This window comes from Synechococcus sp. MIT S9509 (genome assembly GCF_047303035.1).
Taxonomy (GTDB): Bacteria; Cyanobacteriota; Cyanobacteriia; order PCC-6307; family Cyanobiaceae; genus Synechococcus_C.
In genome coordinates this window covers 2,429,241-2,447,878 of the sequence record NZ_CP138940.1, presented here as the reverse complement: position 1 = coordinate 2,447,878, position 18,638 = coordinate 2,429,241, and the positions used below count along the sequence as shown (strand labels likewise).

At 55.6% G+C, this 18,638-nt stretch carries 15 protein-coding genes; 5 read left to right on the top strand and 10 right to left on the bottom strand.

The genetic code is table 11. From position 1 onward, the window contains the following. The first annotated feature begins 2 nt into the window (after positions 1-2). Positions 3-1,811 (top strand): hypothetical protein, encoded by a 1,809-nt coding sequence (locus tag SIB73_RS13645; RefSeq protein WP_413404287.1) that lies wholly within the window; start codon positions 3-5, stop codon positions 1,809-1,811. Positions 1,812-1,839: 28 nt separating this feature from the next. Here SIB73_RS13645 and SIB73_RS13640 read toward each other — a convergent pair whose 3' ends face one another. The 5 genes from SIB73_RS13640 to SIB73_RS13620 are packed head-to-tail and all read right to left on the bottom strand — an operon-like array spanning position 1,840 to position 8,095. Beyond that, positions 1,840-2,721 carry a sulfotransferase gene (locus SIB73_RS13640; RefSeq protein WP_413404289.1) on the bottom strand — a complete coding sequence of 294 codons (882 nt, stop codon included), beginning with the start codon at positions 2,719-2,721 and terminating at the stop codon, positions 1,840-1,842. Beyond that, the gene (locus SIB73_RS13635; protein ID WP_413404291.1) at positions 2,718-3,890 is read right to left on the bottom strand and encodes a glycosyltransferase; all 1,173 of its coding nucleotides are present in this window, start codon (positions 3,888-3,890) and stop codon (positions 2,718-2,720) included. The genes SIB73_RS13640 and SIB73_RS13635 overlap by 4 nt, the downstream gene beginning before the upstream one ends. Then, on the bottom strand, positions 3,887-5,170 hold the full coding sequence (locus SIB73_RS13630; protein ID WP_413404293.1) for a glycosyltransferase: 1,284 nt from the start codon (positions 5,168-5,170) through the stop codon (positions 3,887-3,889). Before SIB73_RS13630 ends, SIB73_RS13635 begins: the two co-directional genes overlap by 4 nt. Further along, the gene (locus tag SIB73_RS13625; RefSeq protein WP_413404295.1) at positions 5,163-6,311 is read right to left on the bottom strand and encodes a glycosyltransferase; all 1,149 of its coding nucleotides are present in this window, start codon (positions 6,309-6,311) and stop codon (positions 5,163-5,165) included. Before SIB73_RS13625 ends, SIB73_RS13630 begins: the two co-directional genes overlap by 8 nt. Continuing rightward, positions 6,311-8,095 (bottom strand): glycosyltransferase, encoded by a 1,785-nt coding sequence (locus SIB73_RS13620; protein WP_413404296.1) that lies wholly within the window; start codon positions 8,093-8,095, stop codon positions 6,311-6,313. The genes SIB73_RS13625 and SIB73_RS13620 overlap by 1 nt, the downstream gene beginning before the upstream one ends. Before the next feature lie 206 nt (positions 8,096-8,301). On the opposite strand from SIB73_RS13620, the gene SIB73_RS13615 reads away from it, so the two are divergent. Continuing rightward, positions 8,302-8,484: a hypothetical protein gene (locus SIB73_RS13615; RefSeq protein WP_413404298.1), complete on the top strand. Its 183-nt coding sequence runs from the start codon at positions 8,302-8,304 to the stop codon at positions 8,482-8,484. Between the two features lie 44 nt (positions 8,485-8,528). On the opposite strand, the gene SIB73_RS13610 is transcribed toward SIB73_RS13615, so the two are convergent. From SIB73_RS13610 to SIB73_RS13595, 4 genes are all read right to left on the bottom strand, one after another. Then, on the bottom strand, positions 8,529-10,352 hold the full coding sequence (locus tag SIB73_RS13610) for an ABC transporter ATP-binding protein (RefSeq protein WP_413404300.1): 1,824 nt from the start codon (positions 10,350-10,352) through the stop codon (positions 8,529-8,531). 74 nt (positions 10,353-10,426) lie between these two features. After that, positions 10,427-11,533 (bottom strand): glycosyltransferase family 1 protein, encoded by a 1,107-nt coding sequence (locus SIB73_RS13605; RefSeq protein WP_413404302.1) that lies wholly within the window; start codon positions 11,531-11,533, stop codon positions 10,427-10,429. Next, on the bottom strand, positions 11,533-12,246 hold the full coding sequence (locus SIB73_RS13600; RefSeq protein WP_413404304.1) for a heme oxygenase (biliverdin-producing): 714 nt from the start codon (positions 12,244-12,246) through the stop codon (positions 11,533-11,535). Before SIB73_RS13600 ends, SIB73_RS13605 begins: the two co-directional genes overlap by 1 nt. Before the next feature lie 73 nt (positions 12,247-12,319). Then, on the bottom strand, positions 12,320-12,775 hold the full coding sequence (locus tag SIB73_RS13595; protein ID WP_413406144.1) for a hypothetical protein: 456 nt from the start codon (positions 12,773-12,775) through the stop codon (positions 12,320-12,322). A gap of 71 nt (positions 12,776-12,846) precedes the next feature. On the opposite strand from SIB73_RS13595, the gene SIB73_RS13590 reads away from it, so the two are divergent. Then, positions 12,847-14,121, top strand: a complete 1,275-nt coding sequence (locus SIB73_RS13590) for a ChbG/HpnK family deacetylase (RefSeq protein ID WP_413404305.1) — start codon at positions 12,847-12,849, stop codon at positions 14,119-14,121. On the opposite strand, the gene SIB73_RS13585 is transcribed toward SIB73_RS13590, so the two are convergent. Beyond that, entirely contained in the window at positions 14,109-15,047 is a 939-nt protein-coding gene (locus tag SIB73_RS13585) for a glycosyltransferase family 2 protein (RefSeq protein ID WP_413404307.1), read from the bottom strand. The two genes, SIB73_RS13590 and SIB73_RS13585, sit on opposite strands and share 13 nt — an antisense overlap. An 88-nt stretch (positions 15,048-15,135) precedes the next feature. Here SIB73_RS13585 and SIB73_RS13580 point away from each other — a divergent pair, with 88 nt between their 5' ends. Together SIB73_RS13580 and dld are read left to right on the top strand one after the other, a co-directional pair. Beyond that, positions 15,136-16,560 carry an NADP-dependent isocitrate dehydrogenase gene (locus SIB73_RS13580; RefSeq protein ID WP_413404308.1) on the top strand — a complete coding sequence of 475 codons (1,425 nt, stop codon included), beginning with the start codon at positions 15,136-15,138 and terminating at the stop codon, positions 16,558-16,560. Positions 16,561-16,902: 342 nt separating this feature from the next. Beyond that, complete coding sequence (dld, locus tag SIB73_RS13575) at positions 16,903-18,609, top strand: D-lactate dehydrogenase (protein WP_413404309.1); 1,707 nt, start codon at positions 16,903-16,905, stop codon at positions 18,607-18,609. The last annotated feature ends 29 nt before the right edge of the window (positions 18,610-18,638 follow it).

Here is an 18,638-nt window from a genome sequence, read left to right as displayed (position 1 = left end):
CGATGCAAGGCAAGGGGTCACAGTTCGCACAACGCTGGAGCATCTGGCTCTCTGGTGCCTCTGGGATCACATTGATCATTGGTGCAGTGTTGGCACTGTGGATCCAATCCGGCCAGAGCGGCATCGGCATCCTCGAGAAAGAAGCCAGAGATTCTTTCCTAAGGCAGTACAACGACATCGCCCATGCAGGACTGATCATCATTTTGATCCTGCTCACTGGGATCCTGATTCGCGCCATCAACAACGCGCCAGAAGAGCAAGCCAGCGGTTCAAATCAATCTGGCTGGCTGGCAGGAATCCTTGATTTCATCAAGAGGCATCCAGTCGTCACCATTGTTTTCACGGCCTATACGGTCGTGATGGTGAATGAAAGCAGCTGGTTTTACAAAGAGATTCTCACCTGGTATGACGATATCTACACTGATCAGCTGCTGAACAACTTCAGCCTCAGACAAAGTTTCATCCGAGAAACCATGGGTAGAAACGACTTCCGTTTCTACCCTCTCTCCCATCAGGATCTACATATTCTCAGCTGGTTTACGCCTTACACCAAAATCTGGTCTCTAATCAGCGCAGTTGAATTAATTACAACAATTATTCTGGGCTGCAGAATCGTCCAAATCATCAATCAAAAAAAGACCGGCTCCACGCTGTTCCTCATGGGAAGCTTGCTGTTTTTATTTACAAGCGCGACAGCATTCAACTATTTTCAATTTATTTACAGCGAAAGAATACTGACATTTTTTTTGGCCTTATACATCTACCACTATGCAATTTATCAATTTTCCGGACGAGAGAAGAATGGCCTTTATGCTCTGCTGTTTGCACTGCTCATTCCATTTTTCAAGGACACCGCAATCCTGCTTGCTGTCATCCCCGCAGCCAGCACGATACTTCTGGGCAGCCTTGGCAAGATGCAGAACTACCCAAGCTGGGACTCAATAAAACCCGCCGAATGGATTAAAGCCTATGCCTTAGAAATCGCGCTCTGCAGCCTGGCTCCATTCTTTTTGGCGTCTTTCATGATCCTGAGCGCCCTCCCAAGCCTCGCTGCTGAAGTTCAGCGTTATGACGCTCACTTGGGCTTCTCGGTGTTTGCACTGGATATTCGCCTGATCTTCTTCATTGGCTTCATCGCGACACGCCTTTGGCTCATCCAGCGCAACCGCACAGACGCAACAACGCTGGATGTTCTCAACGTTGCCGCTCTTGCCTACGGATTCGCCCTCTACGCACTGGTTGGGCTAGATGGCAGCAACTACATGACACTGCCAATTCAGTTCGTCGCAGTTCTGGACATTCTGCTGATCTGGGAGACGCTTGCCGCTCCAAGACTGAACCAGCGCCTCAACAAACGCCAGGCCCAGACCATTGCAATTGGAGCCACGCTTTTACTCCTTACCATTGAAGATCGGCAAGCCAACACATTTCAAGAGCGAGCAAGCTTCATCAGCTGGAAGCAAAGATCTTGGCAAAAAACTTACAACCAGGCAAAGAAGATTGCCAGCGAAGCAAGAGAGCGCGGTGAAACGGTTAATCTCATTTATTCAAAAGGCTGGTTCAAACACTCCGATCAGATGAGACAGCTACCTTATGACCGACTCGTGTTTTACGACCTCGACACCAAGCAATACACAATCAAAGACGGCATCAACAAAGGCATGAATTACACACCCGCAAAAGGGGACTATTTTATTGATATTGACACTGGCTACAAATTAACTCAATTTGGAATTAACCTCTCAAACTATGAAGTGCTTTACCAGGAAAACAAAGATTTTGAATACGCAAGAATTTTTCGCCATCTCTGAGAACCACTTCAGCAAATAACGCCTGTCTTTAATCGCTGTTTGATGCGTTGTAGCTGTTCTCCGAATAAACCAATTTGCGATTCATTCGTGCCACCCAGGGCAGCGATAACGCCAATTGTGCGAGCCCGGATGGCTGCTGCAACCAGGCTCCGTCGTAGTGAATGGACTTACCACGACTCGCATCAAAGCGCATCCGGTTTCCAGAGAGAATGTGACTGTTGGAATGCTGTGCTGGCGCCAGCATCCGCGCATCAAAGTCAATGTCCAGCCACTGACACAGCCTCCTCAGGCTTGCTTCTGGATCGAGAGCAAGCTGCTCATAACCCAGCCGGAACACAGGCCACCCCGAGGAGTCAAGTCTCGAGGCCTGACGCGCATTGACGCGGCACCAACGCAGCAACGGCTTCAAACCAGGCAACCATTGCCGGCGGCGCCGACCATCACGGGAGCGGGAATGCACCCAGCTGCGAAGGTCCCGAGTGAGATGAACAATGCGAATCTCCAGGTCGGGTTCCTTCAAACAAGGAAGAACCATGTCGTCCTGGAAGGAGTCGACCACCCAGTGGGCCTCGGGATGGTGCTTCTTCACGCCATCCAGCAGTCGCATTGTTTTTTCTGAAAGTGAGCATCCGTCATGGGCAGGCAGCCACTCCAACATCGGCCCCCAGACCGGGCATGCCGCGGCCACCGCACCACAGGTGCAACTGCGCTTGAAGCGCAGTTCACGGCGGAGCTGGGCAGGCCCACGTCGCTCATCCCCTGGCGCTGGTCGTTCCAGGATTCGTGCAGCTTCCCCGAGGCCCACCAGCTGAGGATGCGCTCCAAGTGAAAGATCCAGGATCGTTGTACCGCTGTGCCCAAGACCGCGAATCAACAGCAACCTGCGCCTTGGCAGCGAATTGGCTGTCATGGCAGCGGCTCCGACCGGTGTTGCATGACCTGATGCAACAGCTGCGAAACCTGCTGAAGGTGGTGCTCGATGGTGAAGTGCTCCCGAACACGCCGTCGCCCGAAATCTCCCAGACGAGCTGCAAGAGCTGGATCTTGCACCAGCTGGGCCATCGCCTGGGCCATCGCGGTCTCATCACCTTCTTCCACAAGCAGACCGCTCTGCCCATCGATCACCACTTCAGGAATCCCGGCGTGGCGGGTCGCCACCACAGGCAGTCCACTGAGCTGGGCCTCCATCACCGCAACAGGGTTGCCTTCACTGTCTCCATCAGGCGCCACCATCGAATGCTGAACAAAAGCCCGCACCTGGCGCATCAGATCAGCCACCTGCTCCTGTGAGCGCATCCCAAGAAAATGAACGCGGTTTTGCAGTCCCAGATTGCGCACCAGCGAGCGCGCCTGCTTGAGCAGAGGTCCTTCCCCCACCATCCAGAGGGATGGCTCTGGATCTGCAGACTCGAGCTTCAGGCACAGCTGTGAGAAAGCCCGGATCGTCTGAAGCGGACCTTTCTTGGCAACAAAGCGCCCCACAGCGAGCAACTTCGGAGGAGCCTGCGCCGGAGAACTGCCATAAAACAGTGCAGGGTTCGCACCGGATGGGCTGATCAACAAGTGATCAGCACTGGCGCCGAGGGCCATCAAGGTGTCCGCCATCGGCCTGGATTTAACGATCACACCAGCGGCTATCGCCAACAGGCGTCGGTAGCGCCCGCGCAACAAACCCAATCGACCCTGCGCTGAAGCATCGGAGCCGCGGAAATGCACGACCAACGGCACACCGCTCCAGGCACAGGCCTCCATCACCCTCACCGCCTCAAAGCCGAACTCCCCCATCACCACATCGGGCTGATGGCGCCGGATCAATGCGCTGGCGACCAGTGCCGCAGGCCAGCCAGCCAGTCGCAACCAATGCAATCGGGTCAACAGCTTGCTCAGCAGAATCGCACTGCCATAGGCCAGCCGCCAGGGCGCATTAAGGGGCAGCTCATCACCGAAATAGGCGATCAACGCAAACGGCAAACCGCGCAGATTGGCGCGAATGAAGGTCTCGCTGGCAGCCCGAGCGGATGGTGCCAACACCAGTACACGCTTCTGCTTCCCCTGGCGGCGATGGGTTGAGCCGGTCATGGCTGTGCCTGCAGGGCCAGCACCGAACGCCAGTGCGGCTCGACCACCTCCCAGTCCAGTGACCGCAGTGTCTGCTGAGCTGAGTCGCCGCAGCGCCGACGCAGCTCCGCATCCTGGATCAAACGCTGCAACGCGGCAGCAAAGGCGACGACATCATCGGTGCGAACCACAAGACCCTGATGGCCATCACGCACCATCTCCAGGGGACCGGGCGAGGCGTCACTGACCACTGAAGGAAGACCTGTGGCCATCGCCTCCAGCAAAGCGTTGGGCATGCCCTCGAACCGGGATGGCAGGGCAAAGATCGATGCCCGCTGCATGAACAACCCTGGATCGGAACGAAACCCCTCGAAGCTGACCACGGAGCGCAGCCCAGAGCGGTCCACCAATCCCTCCAGAGCAGCACGTTCAGGCCCATCACCCACAAGGGTCAGCCTCCAGCCCGAACGGATCGGTTCAGGAAGCAATGCGAAGGCACCGATCAAGACATCGAGCCCCTTCTGAGGCACCAGGCGTGCCACAGCCAGCACCTCATGCTGCCGCTGGGAAGACAGCCCAACCCCACGGTGCTGACTCAGACCAGCGGGAAGTGGATTAGGCAACAGATCCAGGCGCTGCCAATGCCCCATCTCCCGCATGGCCTGCAACACTCCTTCTGTATTGGCCGTGACGACATCGGCTCGTCGGTAATAAACGCAGCGCAACCGGCTCCACAGACGATCAAGACGCTGCAACCGGGGGTCGTTGCGTTCCGACACCACCACATGCAGAGGCAAATCCCACGCAGCTGCACAACAGAGAACGTTGGTTTTGGTCAGCAGAGCCAGGATGCGTCTAGGACGCTGCTCCACAATCAGCTTGCGAAGACGTGCATAGCGGAAGCCGGCCAGACGGGGCATCCCACGCTGCAACAATCGCGTCGCCCAGGTGCTGCGCTCAGGATGCATCTGCCGCTCGATCAACGGCCAACAAAGCGCGATGGCGATTCGCAGCAACAGACGTTGCAACTTGATCAATTGAGCCAAGCTGAAGCGACGTGAACGGGCCAGCAACGAACGGTTGGCGACATCACTGAGCCAAGGGTGCAACGCGGCCTCATCCGGACCTAAGTCGAACACGTCTACCTCGGCGGGAAGCGCATGCTTGATCGGGTGGCCATGCCGGAGGGACAGCACTCTTACGCGCAAACCCTGAGACGCAAAATGCTCAGCGGCAAGCAGACCGACTTTTTGTGCGCCACCAGCCCCGAGATGGGGCAGCACGACCCAGAGATCATCCATCGCTCAGTGGTCGCAGTGCCTCAAGAAAATCATGGCGGAGGCGCTCAGGTGCAAATCGCTGACGCACCTCCATCGCCTCATGGGCCAAGCGACGTCGGCGCTCAGGCTCAAGCAGAAGCTGTTCAATCGCCAGCACCCAGTCTTCACTGGAGGCATCCTCCGGCATCAGGACAGCATTGACGTCGTGCTCAATCAACTCGGCAGGACCGGTCAGGCAGTCGCTGGCAATGCAGGCACAGCCTGCGGCCATCGCCTCAAGCAACACATTGGGAAAACCTTCGTAGCGGGAAGGCAGCACAAACACCGCTGCCCGTGCATACCAGGAGGCCATGGAACCCACCATCCCTGGCAACAAAAATCGCTGCTGCAGATCAGCGTCGTTTCCCAGGGTGGCTCGCAACCAAGCCTGCTGATCCAGTCCCTGATAGGGGGTCTGAGGCAGACCCACAAGGGCCAGATGTAAATCGGCATATCTGGCACCGAGAGCGGAAAACACCGGCATCAGACGGTCAAACCCTTTCTGTTGTGCCTTGGTTCCAGCCCCAAGGAGCAAGGGCACATTCTCAGGTAGCCAGTCGTTCGGGTCCACCAAAGGCTCACGATCGATCAAAGGCCAGGTCACCGGATTGGGTAACAGCAGCTGACGACGCGCGCCGCAATGGCGACGCAGCCAATTGCCGGTGATCTGTGTTTGCACCAGATGCAAATCAGCCCAGGGATAAGTGATGCGCCGCAGACAACGCCAGGGAAGGAGCGGAGGTTTGGCAGGCGGGTAATTGCGCTCCGAGACAACGCAGCGGATCGGCAAACGGAAACAAGCCAGCAACAACTTGATCGCAGGAAGCGTGGTGACACCCACCACCAAACAGCAACGTTGCTGATGCAGGAGCTGGCGCAATTTCCAGACCCTCAGGGGAAAGGCAAACCAGCCCAATCGTTCCCAAGGCCATGGCAATGAGGACTCCTGGCAGCGCCTGACCCCTGGAGGCAAGGGATAAACATCACGCTGAGCAGACTGGCGCGTAATCACGACCACCTCCCAACCGGCCTGCTGACACCAGCTGGCCCAACGCAACAGCACGCGCTCGGCCCCACCCAACTTGAGGGAATCGATGCTGAAGGCGATCCGCACCGAACGCATCAGCTCTCTGCTGTTGGATCCAACGACTGCAGAAAGCTTCGAGCCTTTTCAGCACGCTGACGGCGCAAATCGGGGAAATACACCAGCAGCACAGGATCGACAAGCTGCTCAAGCTCCGGGCGTTGTTCCGGGGCATCCTTTGGCCAGCGCGCGTCACTGAGAAACGTCAGCAGTGCATCAGCGAAAGCCCGGTGATCTTCCTGCGTGCTGTGAATGATCGGTTCAAATCGCTTGTGAAAACAAGCATCCCGCAAACGAGACACCTCACTGATCACCCGGTCATAGCGCTCTGCATCCTTGGCATGCCAAGCCATCACTGCCGCCACCGTGAGACTGCGCAGAATGTTGCGCGTCATCCGCAAAGCCGTCTTGCGATCGATCGCAAAGGGGTCATAGCGCTGCGTGCTGTCGATCAAATCCAACGAAGCTTTGTCAAGGCCTCGGGTGTCATTCAGAGCCATGAGGGCCCGCAGTCGTGTGAGTTGCGCAGAAATGAGCAACTTGGCCCTGTTTTCGCGATTGGGCTTGAGACAGCGATAGGTGTCAGGGTCCTGCTGGAGTTGGCACAAAAGGTCAGATAGACCCTCAACACCTTGCCGTAAGGCGACCTCATCCTTCGCATCAATGGCCCGATAGGTCCGCACCACTCGGCAGTAACCGGTGTAGCGAAACGGCAGAACCGCACTGGCAGCCAACGCATCGAACAATGTCAGCTGATCGATCCTGCTGCCAGGCCGCGAACCGCGTCGAAACAACAGCTGATGCAACAGTTCCGCCTCTCCATCCTCGAGCCAGATCCGTTCGATCAGGCGACACCCCTCGACGTAGTCACCCGCCTGTAGACGCCGCTGCGTCAAACCACCGAGTAGGACGATATTGCTGGGATGCGCCCTCAAGACCCGTCGCAGCCAACCCTCGGCCGAACCTGTCGCTCCAACCCGTTCGAAGCTGCGCACGATGAAAAGCGTCCACTGCCCCCACAACCACGACCATCGACACTGCGCCCTCAACTGGTGGTAAGGGGGCGCCTGAGGGGGGAGTGGCTCATCAGGCAGTAGTCCGTGCCGCCCAAGCAACTCAAGCATCGCCTGAGTGCGCCTGCGATAGGTGTGGCAAGAAGCTCGCTCCAGACGTCTGGACTGCAGAGGGGAATCACCAGACAGCACGCGCTCAATCGCCGATTCGAAAGCGTCGATCTCAGGAGGGCATAACAAGGCCACATCGGCTTGATCACGAAGGGATGGAATATCTGTGGCCACCACGGAACAACCAGCCGCGAGGTACTCGAAGAATTTCATCGGGTACATGTTGCGCGTGTAGTCATTGAGCTGAAGCGGCAACAAAGCCACATCCGCTTGAGAGAGGTAGGCAGGCAAGTCTTGATAAGGCCTCGGACCCAGCAAATGCACATTGCTCAACCGTGCCAATGCAGAAACATCAGTTGTGGGATCTGCCTCTCCAACCGGACCAATCAAACAAAAGGTCCAACGAGGATGGCGCTTTGCCAACACTTCCAAGAGGTGTAAGTGAAGCTTGTAAGCATCGATTGCACCGATGAACATCAACAACGGTCGATCACACAATCTCTTTGGACAATCCGAAGGCGTTGCAAGACTCGGATTGAGTGCTTGTGCAAAATGCTCGGCATCGGCAACGTTGCCGAAATAGTGAGTGCCGGCATTGCGAGGAGACAATGAACGATGCAACTCCGGCGAGGTGGTGAAGATTGCATTGACGGCACCACACAAATCAACCTCGGCCGTTTCGATTGCAGTCACTGGCATTCCTGGCTGTGCCTGGATGCGATCAACACAGTGATAAATCGTGGAATGAAATTTCTTCAGCTTCAAGTAACACCGGGTCTGAGGATTAAACGTCCACAGCAATGGTCGTCGAAAATCCAATAACCAATCAGAAATCAGAAGTGAAAGAGCCAAACTACGGCGATTGACCAATCCCCAGAACCCTCGGGTCTGGCCAGGAATGACCAATGGCGACACCACCCAAAGGTTGGCAGAAACCTGTCGAGGCCCTCTCAGTCCTCGACGAAGACGGCGCCAAATCCGACGCGAATCAGAACGATCCGGCCTGGGAGCACGCACACCCAATGAATCGACATAGAGAACGCGATGGCCCAGACCTGCTAGTGACAACGCCTGGTGCTGCTTATTAGTCCAGAGGGGATGATCCCAGTCCGCTGTGGACAGCAGCACGACATCAGCCATTCGTGATGTCAAGCAATGTCATCGCGCGAAAACTTTCAGACCTCTCACAAAGCTCGGAAAAGCTGCCACTTGCCACAATCCGGCCATCAAGAATTTCGTAGATTCGATCACACTTTTTGACCGTCGAGAGACGGTGGGCGATCACAATTGTGGTGCAGCGACGACCGACGATGTCGAGTGCCTGCATCACATCGTGCTCAGTCTTGTTGTCGAGAGCACTCGTGGCCTCGTCAAGCACCAGCACTTTGGCTTCGCGGTAGAAGGCTCGCGCCAGGGCAAGTCTCTGACGCTGCCCCCCGGAAAGCTTGGCACCATCATGTCCAACCATGGTGTAAAGCCCGTAAGGCATTCCAGCCACGGCATCGTCAAACTGAGCAGCCTCCAGAGACGTCCAGACCCGGGCATCATCAATGGAATCAGAATGCTGACCGAACGCAACATTGTCGCGAACACTGCCACTGGTCAACCTCACGTTCTGAGGAACAAATGAACAATTTGCCTGCCACGCCGGCAGCTCCTGTGCGGTAACAGGAATCCCATCAATACAAAGAGTGCCTTCAGTGGGTTGATACAGGCCGAGGATCAGATGGGCCAGCGTTGTTTTTCCGCTTCCGGTTTTACCGACAAAAGCAATTCTTGAACCACTGGGAATCGTCAGATCAACATTGTGAATGATGTCGACTTCTGATTGCTGAAAAGAGAAACTGACGTTTTTAAGCTGGATGAATCTCTGCGGCATCAGCCCACTGGGAGAAGGAACCCCCTCAGAACTGATAAGCAGACGATCTGGACTCAACTCCAACAGATCCAGGGCTTCCTGCATCTGTGGCAGTCCACCGCGGAGTTTGTTGACACTGCGAAACAGAGATTGCAGTGGTCCTGAGATCCTGAGCAAGGCAATCAGAATTGCTGAAATTTCAGGCAACGTCTGCCGAAAGGAATCGAGGTCGCCCGTAACCAAGGAGGGGCCGACAAAGACAGCAAACAAAATCGTGATCCCCGCTGGTTCAATCACCAATCGAGGAATATCCGGCAAAAGGCGACTGATCCGGTCGTAACGCTTGGCAATTCCTCCATCTCTTGCAAATCGCGACGAAAAAAATGCCTCTGCTCCATAGAGCTGAACTTCCCTCATCGATCCAATGGATTCGTTCAGGATCATTGAAATTCGCTTGCGGTAGCGTATTTTTTGTTTTGTCGCCAAACGAAGATAAGGAGTAATCAATTTCGAAGCGACCACATAGGAAAACACCATCAGCGAAAAGACGATGAATGCCTTGACGCCTAAAACAAGAACGATTCCTACAATCAACGACAAAATTGACACCAAATTCCCAGAGCTGGTGATCAAAGGAGCAATCACCCCAGTGGAGACATTGTTGAAAATCCGATTGAATTGCAAGGCAATTCCTTTGGAGCGATTGCCAACAAAATATTCATACTCCTGACGCATCAGCGTGAGGTAAACACTGTTGACGAGGTCATTCCAGATCTCGGCACTGAGAAGGCTCTGCATCAGCGAGACGCCGAATCGAACAGCTGATGCCAGCCAGAAGGTGAGGATCAACAGCCCTACGATCCAGCCCGCCTGATCGAGCAGAGCACCACCAAAAACCCTGATGCCAGGAATTTTGTCCTGCAGATTGTTACCTGCAAGCAATCCAACCAACCGGGCAAGCAGGGCAACCAGAAAAACATCCATCACCCCCTGAAAGAAGGCGGCCACCATGACAATCAGCAGCTGCTGATTCCGCCTTCGAGGCAGATAAGCCAGCAGCTTGCGCAGATTGGTCAAGGTCTGGCTTTGAAACGGCATCGAAGCCCTCAGCTTTCAACCTTGAGCGCTCAAGGCACAGTCCACAGATTTGAACCTTAATTCGCAGCCGAGAATCAGCCTGGGCTCCAAGGCCAGACGGACAACCGATTGACCATCTTGCCGCGCAAGCGATCCCAGCGTTGTGCCCAACGCAGCTGGCGAGTGGATGGGGATCGCAACACCAGTGGCGACGCAAGACCCAGAGCACCGTGAGCGCCCAGGTCATCCAGCTGTGACAACACCTTCCCCCAGCGCTCACACCAGCGGGCTTCACTGCTTTCTTCCAGCAAAGACTCAATCATCAGAGGATCTGGACGCCATTGATGCAGACTCGCGACCGCCGCAGAGACACGCGCCAGGTCGTTCTCCAGGGTTCCCTGGCCGATCTGATGAGCCGTGACACCAGGCGACAGGCTGTCGGCAAGGGCGTGGTTGAAGCTGCTGAACAGCACACAGCCACAGGCCAGGGATTCCAGCGGTGGCAACCCAAAGCCCTCACTCACTCCCCGGCCTCGCCAATACTCCGCCGAGTCGTAGAGGTAGACCTTGGAGCGGTTGAACAGGTCAACCAGATCCTCCACCCAGCCGTTCTGCACCTCCACAGTCAGTCCCTGGGCTTTCAGCGCTGGCACCAGCTGCTTGAGAACGTAGGGACTGCTCTTACGCCTTTGCACCAACACATCGATCGGACGCTCTGCGGAGCCTCCCTGGCTTGATGCCAAGTGGCGAGCACCCCGTTCAAGCCACTGAGACTCCAGTGCATTGGGCACCAGGAAGAGAGGATTGCGAGGAGCGCGGTCGCCCCAGTAGCCGAGGGTGTTGCGGCTGACCGCCACCACCGGCACGCCCGGTGGCAGATCAAAGCCATAACCACTGCTGTGGGCCTGATACACGGAGGGGCGTCCACGCAGGCGCTCCAGAGAGCGAGGCACATCAAAGCCCCAGCTCACAATCCAGAGAGCATGTCCCGGAGCCTGCTCATCCCTCAGCAGATCCTCCAGATAGGGATGGTGATCACTGCGTTCGCGGTAGGTGACCACCTCTGTGGGAAGAAGGGTTGAGAGCAGCCGCGCTGTCTGCAGAGCAACGCTCAAACCGCCACAACGAAAACGGGTTCCGGTGCCAGGCACCAGAACCCGAATGGAGTTGAACCCCCCAGGCGAAGGCTCAGCCGATGTCATCAAGCAGCTGCTGTTTCAGTGCTGCCGCTGCGCTGACGACGGGTCAGGAAACCGAACAGGACCTTGCCGATGGCTGCCACCAGATTGCCCTCCAGCTCCTTGAACATGTGCATGTTCATGTGAAAAGCATTGTTCGCCTCTTCAACAATGCGATCAGCGGTGTCCTGATCGATCGGCAACTCATCCATGGTGGCGCGATAAGTGGTCTTGAAGGCCTTCTCATCGGCGATTTCGTCAAACACGTAGAAGCGCAGGCCGTCATCTCCGTCCATGTTCATCGCTTTCTGCGCGATGTTCTTGAGAATCTGACCACCCGAAAGGTCACCCATGTAGCGGGTGTAGTGATGACCGACAAGCAGTTCAGGGGAGTCCTTCGCCACTTCATGAATCCGCTCGACGTAAGCGACTGCGGAAGGAGAGGGCTGGATTTCATCCTTCCAGTTCTCGCCGAAGTAATAGACGAGATCCTTCTCAAGCGATTCACGTCGGTTGAGCTGTTCCATACCAACCGGTCCCACCACAGGATGATCCTTGAGTTGATCCACCTCTTCCTCCATGGCGGAGTAAACGAAGTAGAGGTCAGCAACAAGCTTTCGATAGCTGGATTTATCGACGACTCCCTTGAGGAAACAGCTCACAAAACCGGTGTTCTCGGCCATCGTGTGAGCTTTCTTGGTGCCTTCACGGAGCTGAGCAGCCAGAGCTACGGACATGGGATGGACACTTGATCGGTGTAGGGAACCATAAAATCGATTTTTGCCCGAGAGCCCAAAGGGTTGCGAAGGGTTACGCCGCTGTGCCCGTCGCTGCGGGATTGGCGAACAAATCAAACAAGTCCCGACAGATTGCGTGCAGTCGCTGAACCTGCTCGGGTTGCGGCAGATGAGAACCCTCAGGGTGCCAATCGCCCATCGTCACCAGACGCCAGCGCTCACCGTCGTAGGTCATTCCACGCATCAAAACCCCCAGCAAATGCGGTGTGGGAAGAGATTCGCCATCAGCGGACCTGCGCTGAAGATGCAGTTGCAGCAGCAGGCTTCGGCACTCCAGTCGGGGACTCCAACCGGGGAAGTGAAAGGCCAGATCAAGGGTCTGATCCTCGTGCCAGCGGCGCGTCTGAGGGTCATCACGCCAGGGATTGAGATTGACGGTGACGGCCGGGAAACGATCTTTCACCAGGGTCACGGCCGAAGCCAGAGCCTGGGCGAGCTGCACGCTGTCAACCGCTTCTCCTGCGTTCACCGGTTCATCGTCGATGTCCACAGGTTGAAGGCTGCTGCTCCGAAGCGCCAGTGGCCGTTACGGTTGTGTCCATGATTCCGAGCACTCTCAGCTCCCGAATCAGTCTCTACGGACTGGTGGGAGTGATTGCCGCAGCCGTTCATGCCCTGGTGCTGGTGGCTCTTGGCCTGCTGATGCCCCTCTGGCTGGCGAATCCCCTGGCCTTTCTTGCCGCGTCACTGGCCGGTTATCTAGGGCACGCAAGGTTCACCTTCCGCCCGGAAACAGGTGGCCAGAGCTTCGCTCGACGCTGGCTGGTCATCCAGTACGTGGTCAACCTCACGGTGAGTGGCGTCTTACCCCTTGCCCTGCCAAAAGCCCTGGGTGAGCCGGTGCGTGTCGCCGTTCTCGTGTTCACTCCCACCGCACTGAATGCCCTGATCTGGTCGCGGGCCGCACGCTTCAGCAAGCATCGCAGGGATGTCGTCGTCACTCCACTGCGCCATGCCGATGATCTCGGACTGAGCCCTGCCACCAACCAGGCCATTCTCGAACTCGCCAGCCAGAAGAGGCTGGACAGCTGCAGCCTGCTGGTGAATGGCCCGGTCGCTGCCGATGGCTTCCACGCCTGGCGACAACTTGAGCGAAAACACCCCCAGCTCCAGATCTGCCTGCACCTCTGCCTGACTGAAGGACCTGCATGCGCCAACCCATCAGTGGTGCCCGATCTCGTGGATTCCCATGGTCATCTGAAGCGATCGTTCGGTCAGTGGTTGTTGCTTTCACTGCTGCCACGGCGCCATGCAACACGCCGCCGGATCGAACAACAGCTCGGTCTGGAGCTGGAGGCTCAGATCAAGCGTTTCCGCAGCTTCTGCGGTGACGCCCCCATTCATCTGGATGGCCATCAGCACATTCACTTGGTGCCGATCGTGATGAAGGCTGTCCTGGCCAGAGCTGGCGACAACGGCATCACCTGGGTACGACGAACGGAAGAGCCGCTGCCCACCGGTCTGCCTTTGCGCTACTGGAGTGAAGCCATCCGTCAGTCAGGCCTGTTGAAGTGGATGGTGCTCCAAGTGCTCAGTCGCAAAGCCAGGCCTGCCATCAGGCGCTGCGGGCTGGCCAGCAATCAGAGCTTCGCGGGGGTGCTGTTCACCGGCCAGATGGCAGGTGCTCCGATACTCGCTGCCTGGAAAGAGCTGAGCAGCAGGGAACCACAAGCAGGTTCCACGCCGCCATTGTTGCTGGCTCACCCCGGTGGTCCGCTCGACATTGATCTCGTTACCGCCGGTTTTGCCGTTTCCCAACCCTTTGCCGCCTCAAGCTGGCGACAACGTGAATGGCGCGCTCTTCAGGACTTGTGAACCCGACGGATGAAGTAGTGGGGACGCGATTTTGCCTCCACGTAAATCCGTCCGACATATTCCCCGAGAACACCGATGCCGATCAACTGAATTCCACCGATGAACAAAACCGCCACCATGAGAGAGGCATAACCTTCAACATCAACACCGAACAGAGCTGTGCGCAGAACGATCACCAACACATAAAACAGACTGATCGAGGACACCAGAACGCCGATCCCTGTCCACATTTTCAGGGGCAGAACAGAAAAAGAAAAAATTCCATCAAAGGCGTACCCAAACAGCTTGAGGGGGCTCCAGGAGGTCTGCCCTCCAACCCGGCTGACCCGCTGATAGGGAAGTTCAACACTTGAGTAGCCGGTCCAGGGAAGCAGACCTTTGGAAAAACGACTGGACTCGCGCAACTGGGTCACCGCATCAAGAACAGCGGCATCAAGCAGGCGGTAATCACCAGCCCCCTCCTGGAGCTCAATTGAATCGACCACTTTGTTGAACACCCGATAAAACCAGTGAGCACTGGCCACTTTCAGGCGCGATTCCTGATCCTGGTCATCTCGCACCGCCGTGACGACTTCAGCCCCTGCCCGCCATTGGCGCACCATCTCCTCGATGAGCTCCGGGGGGTGCTGAAGATCCGAGTCAATCAACACAGCTGCTGCACAGCGACCGTTGACATGGTCGAGGCCGGCAAGCATTGCAGCCTCCTTGCCGAAGTTGCGAGTGAGTTCCAGCAGAGTCACGGGCGAGCCGGCATGACTCTTCATCCAGGTGCGGATTCGTTCAACGGTGGCGTCGGACGATCCATCGTCAATGAGCACGAGCTTGTCGACACCAGGGACCGCCAACACACGCTCCAGAAAACGTGTGATCACATCCTGTTCGTTGAAACAGGCCGCCACAACCCATACTCCCTCGGACTTCGGCATGGGACGCAGGTCGGATCGAATGACTTTAGAAAACGCCCTTTGAGTCATAGGCTCGCGGCAACGTGATGCTGCTCTGCGGCAACCAGCCATGGCTCAGTTCGAGAAGCTCCAAGCCCCCACCAAGGGAACGCCGATTCGCTTCGAGAATGGTCAACCTGTGGTGGCAGACAATCCGATCATTCCGTTCATCCGCGGAGATGGAACAGGCGTGGACATCTGGCCAGCCACACAGAAGGTATTGGATGCGGCCGTGGCCAAGGCCTATGCAGGTGCCAGAGCAATCGAATGGTTCAAGATCTACGCCGGTGATGAAGCCTGCGACCTCTACGGCACCTACCAGTACTTACCCAATGACACGCTCGAAGCGATCCGCAGCTACGGGGTGGCCATCAAGGGACCGCTCACCACACCTGTCGGTGGAGGCATCCGCTCACTGAATGTGGCACTGCGACAGATTTTTGATCTGTATTCCTGCGTTCGCCCCTGCCGTTATTACAAGGGCACACCGAGTCCGCACAAGCGACCGCAGGATCTCGATGTGATTGTGTACCGCGAGAACACCGAAGACATTTATATGGGTGTGGAATGGGAAGCCAACGATGCGATTGGTCAGGAACTACGCAGACATCTCAACGAAGTTGTCATCCCTGCCAACGGCAAGCTGGGCAACCGTCAGATCCCTGAGGGTTCAGGCATCGGTATCAAGCCGGTGAGCAAGCACGGCAGTCAGCGTCACATCCGCAAGGCAATCCAACACGCCCTGCGCCTCGAGGGCGATAAGCGTCACGTGACGCTGGTGCACAAGGGAAACATCATGAAATTCACAGAAGGCGCCTTCCGCGACTGGGGTTACGAGCTGGCCACCACTGAATTCCGCGATGTGTGCGTCACGGAGAGAGAGAGCTGGATTCTGGGCAATCTCGACAAGGATCCCGGTTTAAGCGTGCAGGCCAACGCCCGCATGATTGAGCCTGGCTACGACACGCTCACTCCTGAAAAGAAACAGTCCATTGATGCTGAAGTTCAGGCTGTGGTCGACAGCATCGGCGCCAGCCACGGCGGCGGCCAGTGGAAACAGATGGTGATGGTGGACGATCGCATTGCCGACAGCATCTTTCAACAGATTCAGACCCGACCGCAGGAGTATTCGATCCTGGCCACGCTGAATCTCAACGGTGATTACATCTCCGATGCCGCCGCCGCGATGGTGGGTGGTCTTGGAATGGCACCGGGCGCCAACATCGGCGAGAGCGCTGCAATCTTTGAAGCGACCCATGGCACGGCACCAAAACATGCTGGCCTCAACCGCATCAATCCGGGATCAGTGATCCTGAGTGGGGTGATGATGCTCGAATTTCTAGGCTGGCAGGAAGCGGCCGATCTGATCACCAAAGGCCTGAGTGCGGCCATTGCTGATCAACAGGTGACCTACGACCTGGCACGGCTCATGGAGCCCTCTGTGGAACCGGTGAGCTGCAGCGGCTTTGCCGATGCAGTGATTGAAAGATTCTGATCAATCCAGCACACCAACGCCATTCAGGGCGGGCAGCGGCCCATGCTTGATGCCGTCATCATGGCCGCATTCGCATACACAGTTGCACTGTCAGCTGTCATTCATTCAACGCAACAAGTTACCTGAAACTGCCAGTACAACTGGTCGCGACGATCAACATCGGCTGAGAATGGATTCTGAGCTTTGAGACCAATCAAAGAATAACGATTGGACAAAGAATAAATTACCAAGTCTTGCGACACCGTTTAATCCACCGTTGGAGACACAAGCCAATCGGTCGAATGGATTGATCCAATAGATTATGAGGGGCTGCATACAGCAGGTCGCCGAAGACAGACCACGATGAGACAGGACCGCTTGCAGGAACTGAAGAACGGCTTGATTGCCATCCTGGGGCAACAGCAGGTTCTCACTGAGAGTGAACAAACAAAGCCTTACACAACAGGAATCCGCGTCGGACAGGGAGCTGCATGCGCAGTGGTCATGCCAAAAACAATGCTGCAGCTGTGGAACACCCTGGAATTGTGCGTCAAACTCGACAAAATCATCATTATTCAAGCTGCAAATACAGGACTGACAGGTGGATCAACTCCTGACGGAGATGATTACGAAAGAGATGTTGTTGTGATCAATACATTAAATCTGAACAAAATCATTCTGTTGCAAGGCGGCAATCAGGTCTTGGCTTTTGCAGGCTCAAGCCTCTATCAACTTGAAGAGCAATTATCACCACTGGGGAGAGGTCCCCACTCCGTGATTGGCTCATCGTGTATCGGCGCATCGGTTGTCGGAGGCATCTGCAACAACTCCGGCGGGAATCTTGTGAATCGAGGCCCCGCTTATACCGAATATTCACTTTTCGCTCAACTCAATCGTGACGGAAAACTTGAATTGGTGAATCATCTTGGAATCGAACTTGGGACCAGTCCTGAAGAAATATTGACAACACTGCAGAATACCAATTTCAACACCGAAGATCTCGCCAACGGCGAGCGACTGGCATCAGACCATGAGTATCAGAAACGAGTGCGAAATGTCAGCTCTCCAATACCAGCACGCTTCAACGCTGATAAAAGACGCTTACGAGAAGCCAGTGGATGCGCAGGCAAACTGGCAGTATTTGCAGTCAGACTGGACACATTTCCAAAACCGAAAACAGAAAAAGTCTTTTATCTGGGAACGAACAAACCTGAGCAACTCACGGAGCTGCGCAAGCAGATTCTCACAGGTTTTGAGTATCTTCCAGACATGGGAGAATACCTGCATCGCAGCTACTTTGATGGCGCAGACCTCTATTGCAAGGACGCTTACTTAGCCATCAAGTATTTCGGAACAGGCTTTATTCCTAAGTTGTTTGGCATCAAGCGGAACGTTGATCGAATTGTCTCGCAATGGCCGACGTCCTTGTTTCAGGATCACTTCTCGGACCGAACCTTGCATTGCATCTCCCAGATGGTGCCAGACCATTTACCGGCAAGAATGAGGTCTTTTCGCGATCAATATGAACACCACATGATCATTCTGACGAGTGATCAATCAATCAAAGAAACTCAGGAGTTGCTTGAGAAAAGCTGGCAAAGCGATGATGATCACTCCTACTTTGAATGCACTGAATCTGAAGGGAAAGCCGCTTTACTCCATCGCTATGTTGCCGGGAATGCACCGGCCCGTTACCAAATTCTCAACCAAGACAATTCCGGCGAACTGCTTCCACTTGATATTGCCTTACCCCGTAATTGCGAAACATGGCACAAACTACTTCCTGAAGAGATCCTTTCCCAAATGGCTGAATCCTTTCAGATGGCGCACTTTCTCTGCATGGTCTTTCACTGGGATTTTGTTGTCAAAAAGGGGGTGAATGCTGTTGAACTAAAAAACAAAATCCTTGCTCTTCTTGATCAAGCTGGAGCCAAGTATCCTGCCGAACACAATGTCGGCCATCTCTACAAAGCCGAAACCGACCTATCCAATTTCTACAAAAAAATTGATCCCACAAACAGCTTCAACCCCGGCATCGGGAAGACATCAAAACTGAAAAATTATCAGTAACGAACGCCTCCATTTAATTTATAGTTAAG

Coding starts and splice junctions, on each gene's coding strand:
- SIB73_RS13645 (WP_413404287.1), top strand. CDS start 3: ATGCAAGGCAAGGGGTCACAGTTCGCACAACGCTGGAGCATCTGGCTC.
- SIB73_RS13640 (WP_413404289.1), bottom strand. CDS start 2,721: ATGACAGCCAATTCGCTGCCAAGGCGCAGGTTGCTGTTGATTCGCGGT.
- SIB73_RS13635 (WP_413404291.1), bottom strand. CDS start 3,890: ATGACCGGCTCAACCCATCGCCGCCAGGGGAAGCAGAAGCGTGTACTG.
- SIB73_RS13630 (WP_413404293.1), bottom strand. CDS start 5,170: ATGGATGATCTCTGGGTCGTGCTGCCCCATCTCGGGGCTGGTGGCGCA.
- SIB73_RS13625 (WP_413404295.1), bottom strand. CDS start 6,311: ATGCGTTCGGTGCGGATCGCCTTCAGCATCGATTCCCTCAAGTTGGGT.
- SIB73_RS13620 (WP_413404296.1), bottom strand. CDS start 8,095: ATGCCAGTGACTGCAATCGAAACGGCCGAGGTTGATTTGTGTGGTGCC.
- SIB73_RS13615 (WP_413404298.1), top strand. CDS start 8,302: ATGGCGACACCACCCAAAGGTTGGCAGAAACCTGTCGAGGCCCTCTCA.
- SIB73_RS13610 (WP_413404300.1), bottom strand. CDS start 10,352: ATGCCGTTTCAAAGCCAGACCTTGACCAATCTGCGCAAGCTGCTGGCT.
- SIB73_RS13605 (WP_413404302.1), bottom strand. CDS start 11,533: ATGACATCGGCTGAGCCTTCGCCTGGGGGGTTCAACTCCATTCGGGTT.
- SIB73_RS13600 (WP_413404304.1), bottom strand. CDS start 12,246: ATGTCCGTAGCTCTGGCTGCTCAGCTCCGTGAAGGCACCAAGAAAGCT.
- SIB73_RS13590 (WP_413404305.1), top strand. CDS start 12,847: ATGATTCCGAGCACTCTCAGCTCCCGAATCAGTCTCTACGGACTGGTG.
- SIB73_RS13585 (WP_413404307.1), bottom strand. CDS start 15,047: ATGCCGAAGTCCGAGGGAGTATGGGTTGTGGCGGCCTGTTTCAACGAA.
- SIB73_RS13580 (WP_413404308.1), top strand. CDS start 15,136: ATGGCTCAGTTCGAGAAGCTCCAAGCCCCCACCAAGGGAACGCCGATT.
- dld (WP_413404309.1), top strand. CDS start 16,903: ATGAGACAGGACCGCTTGCAGGAACTGAAGAACGGCTTGATTGCCATC.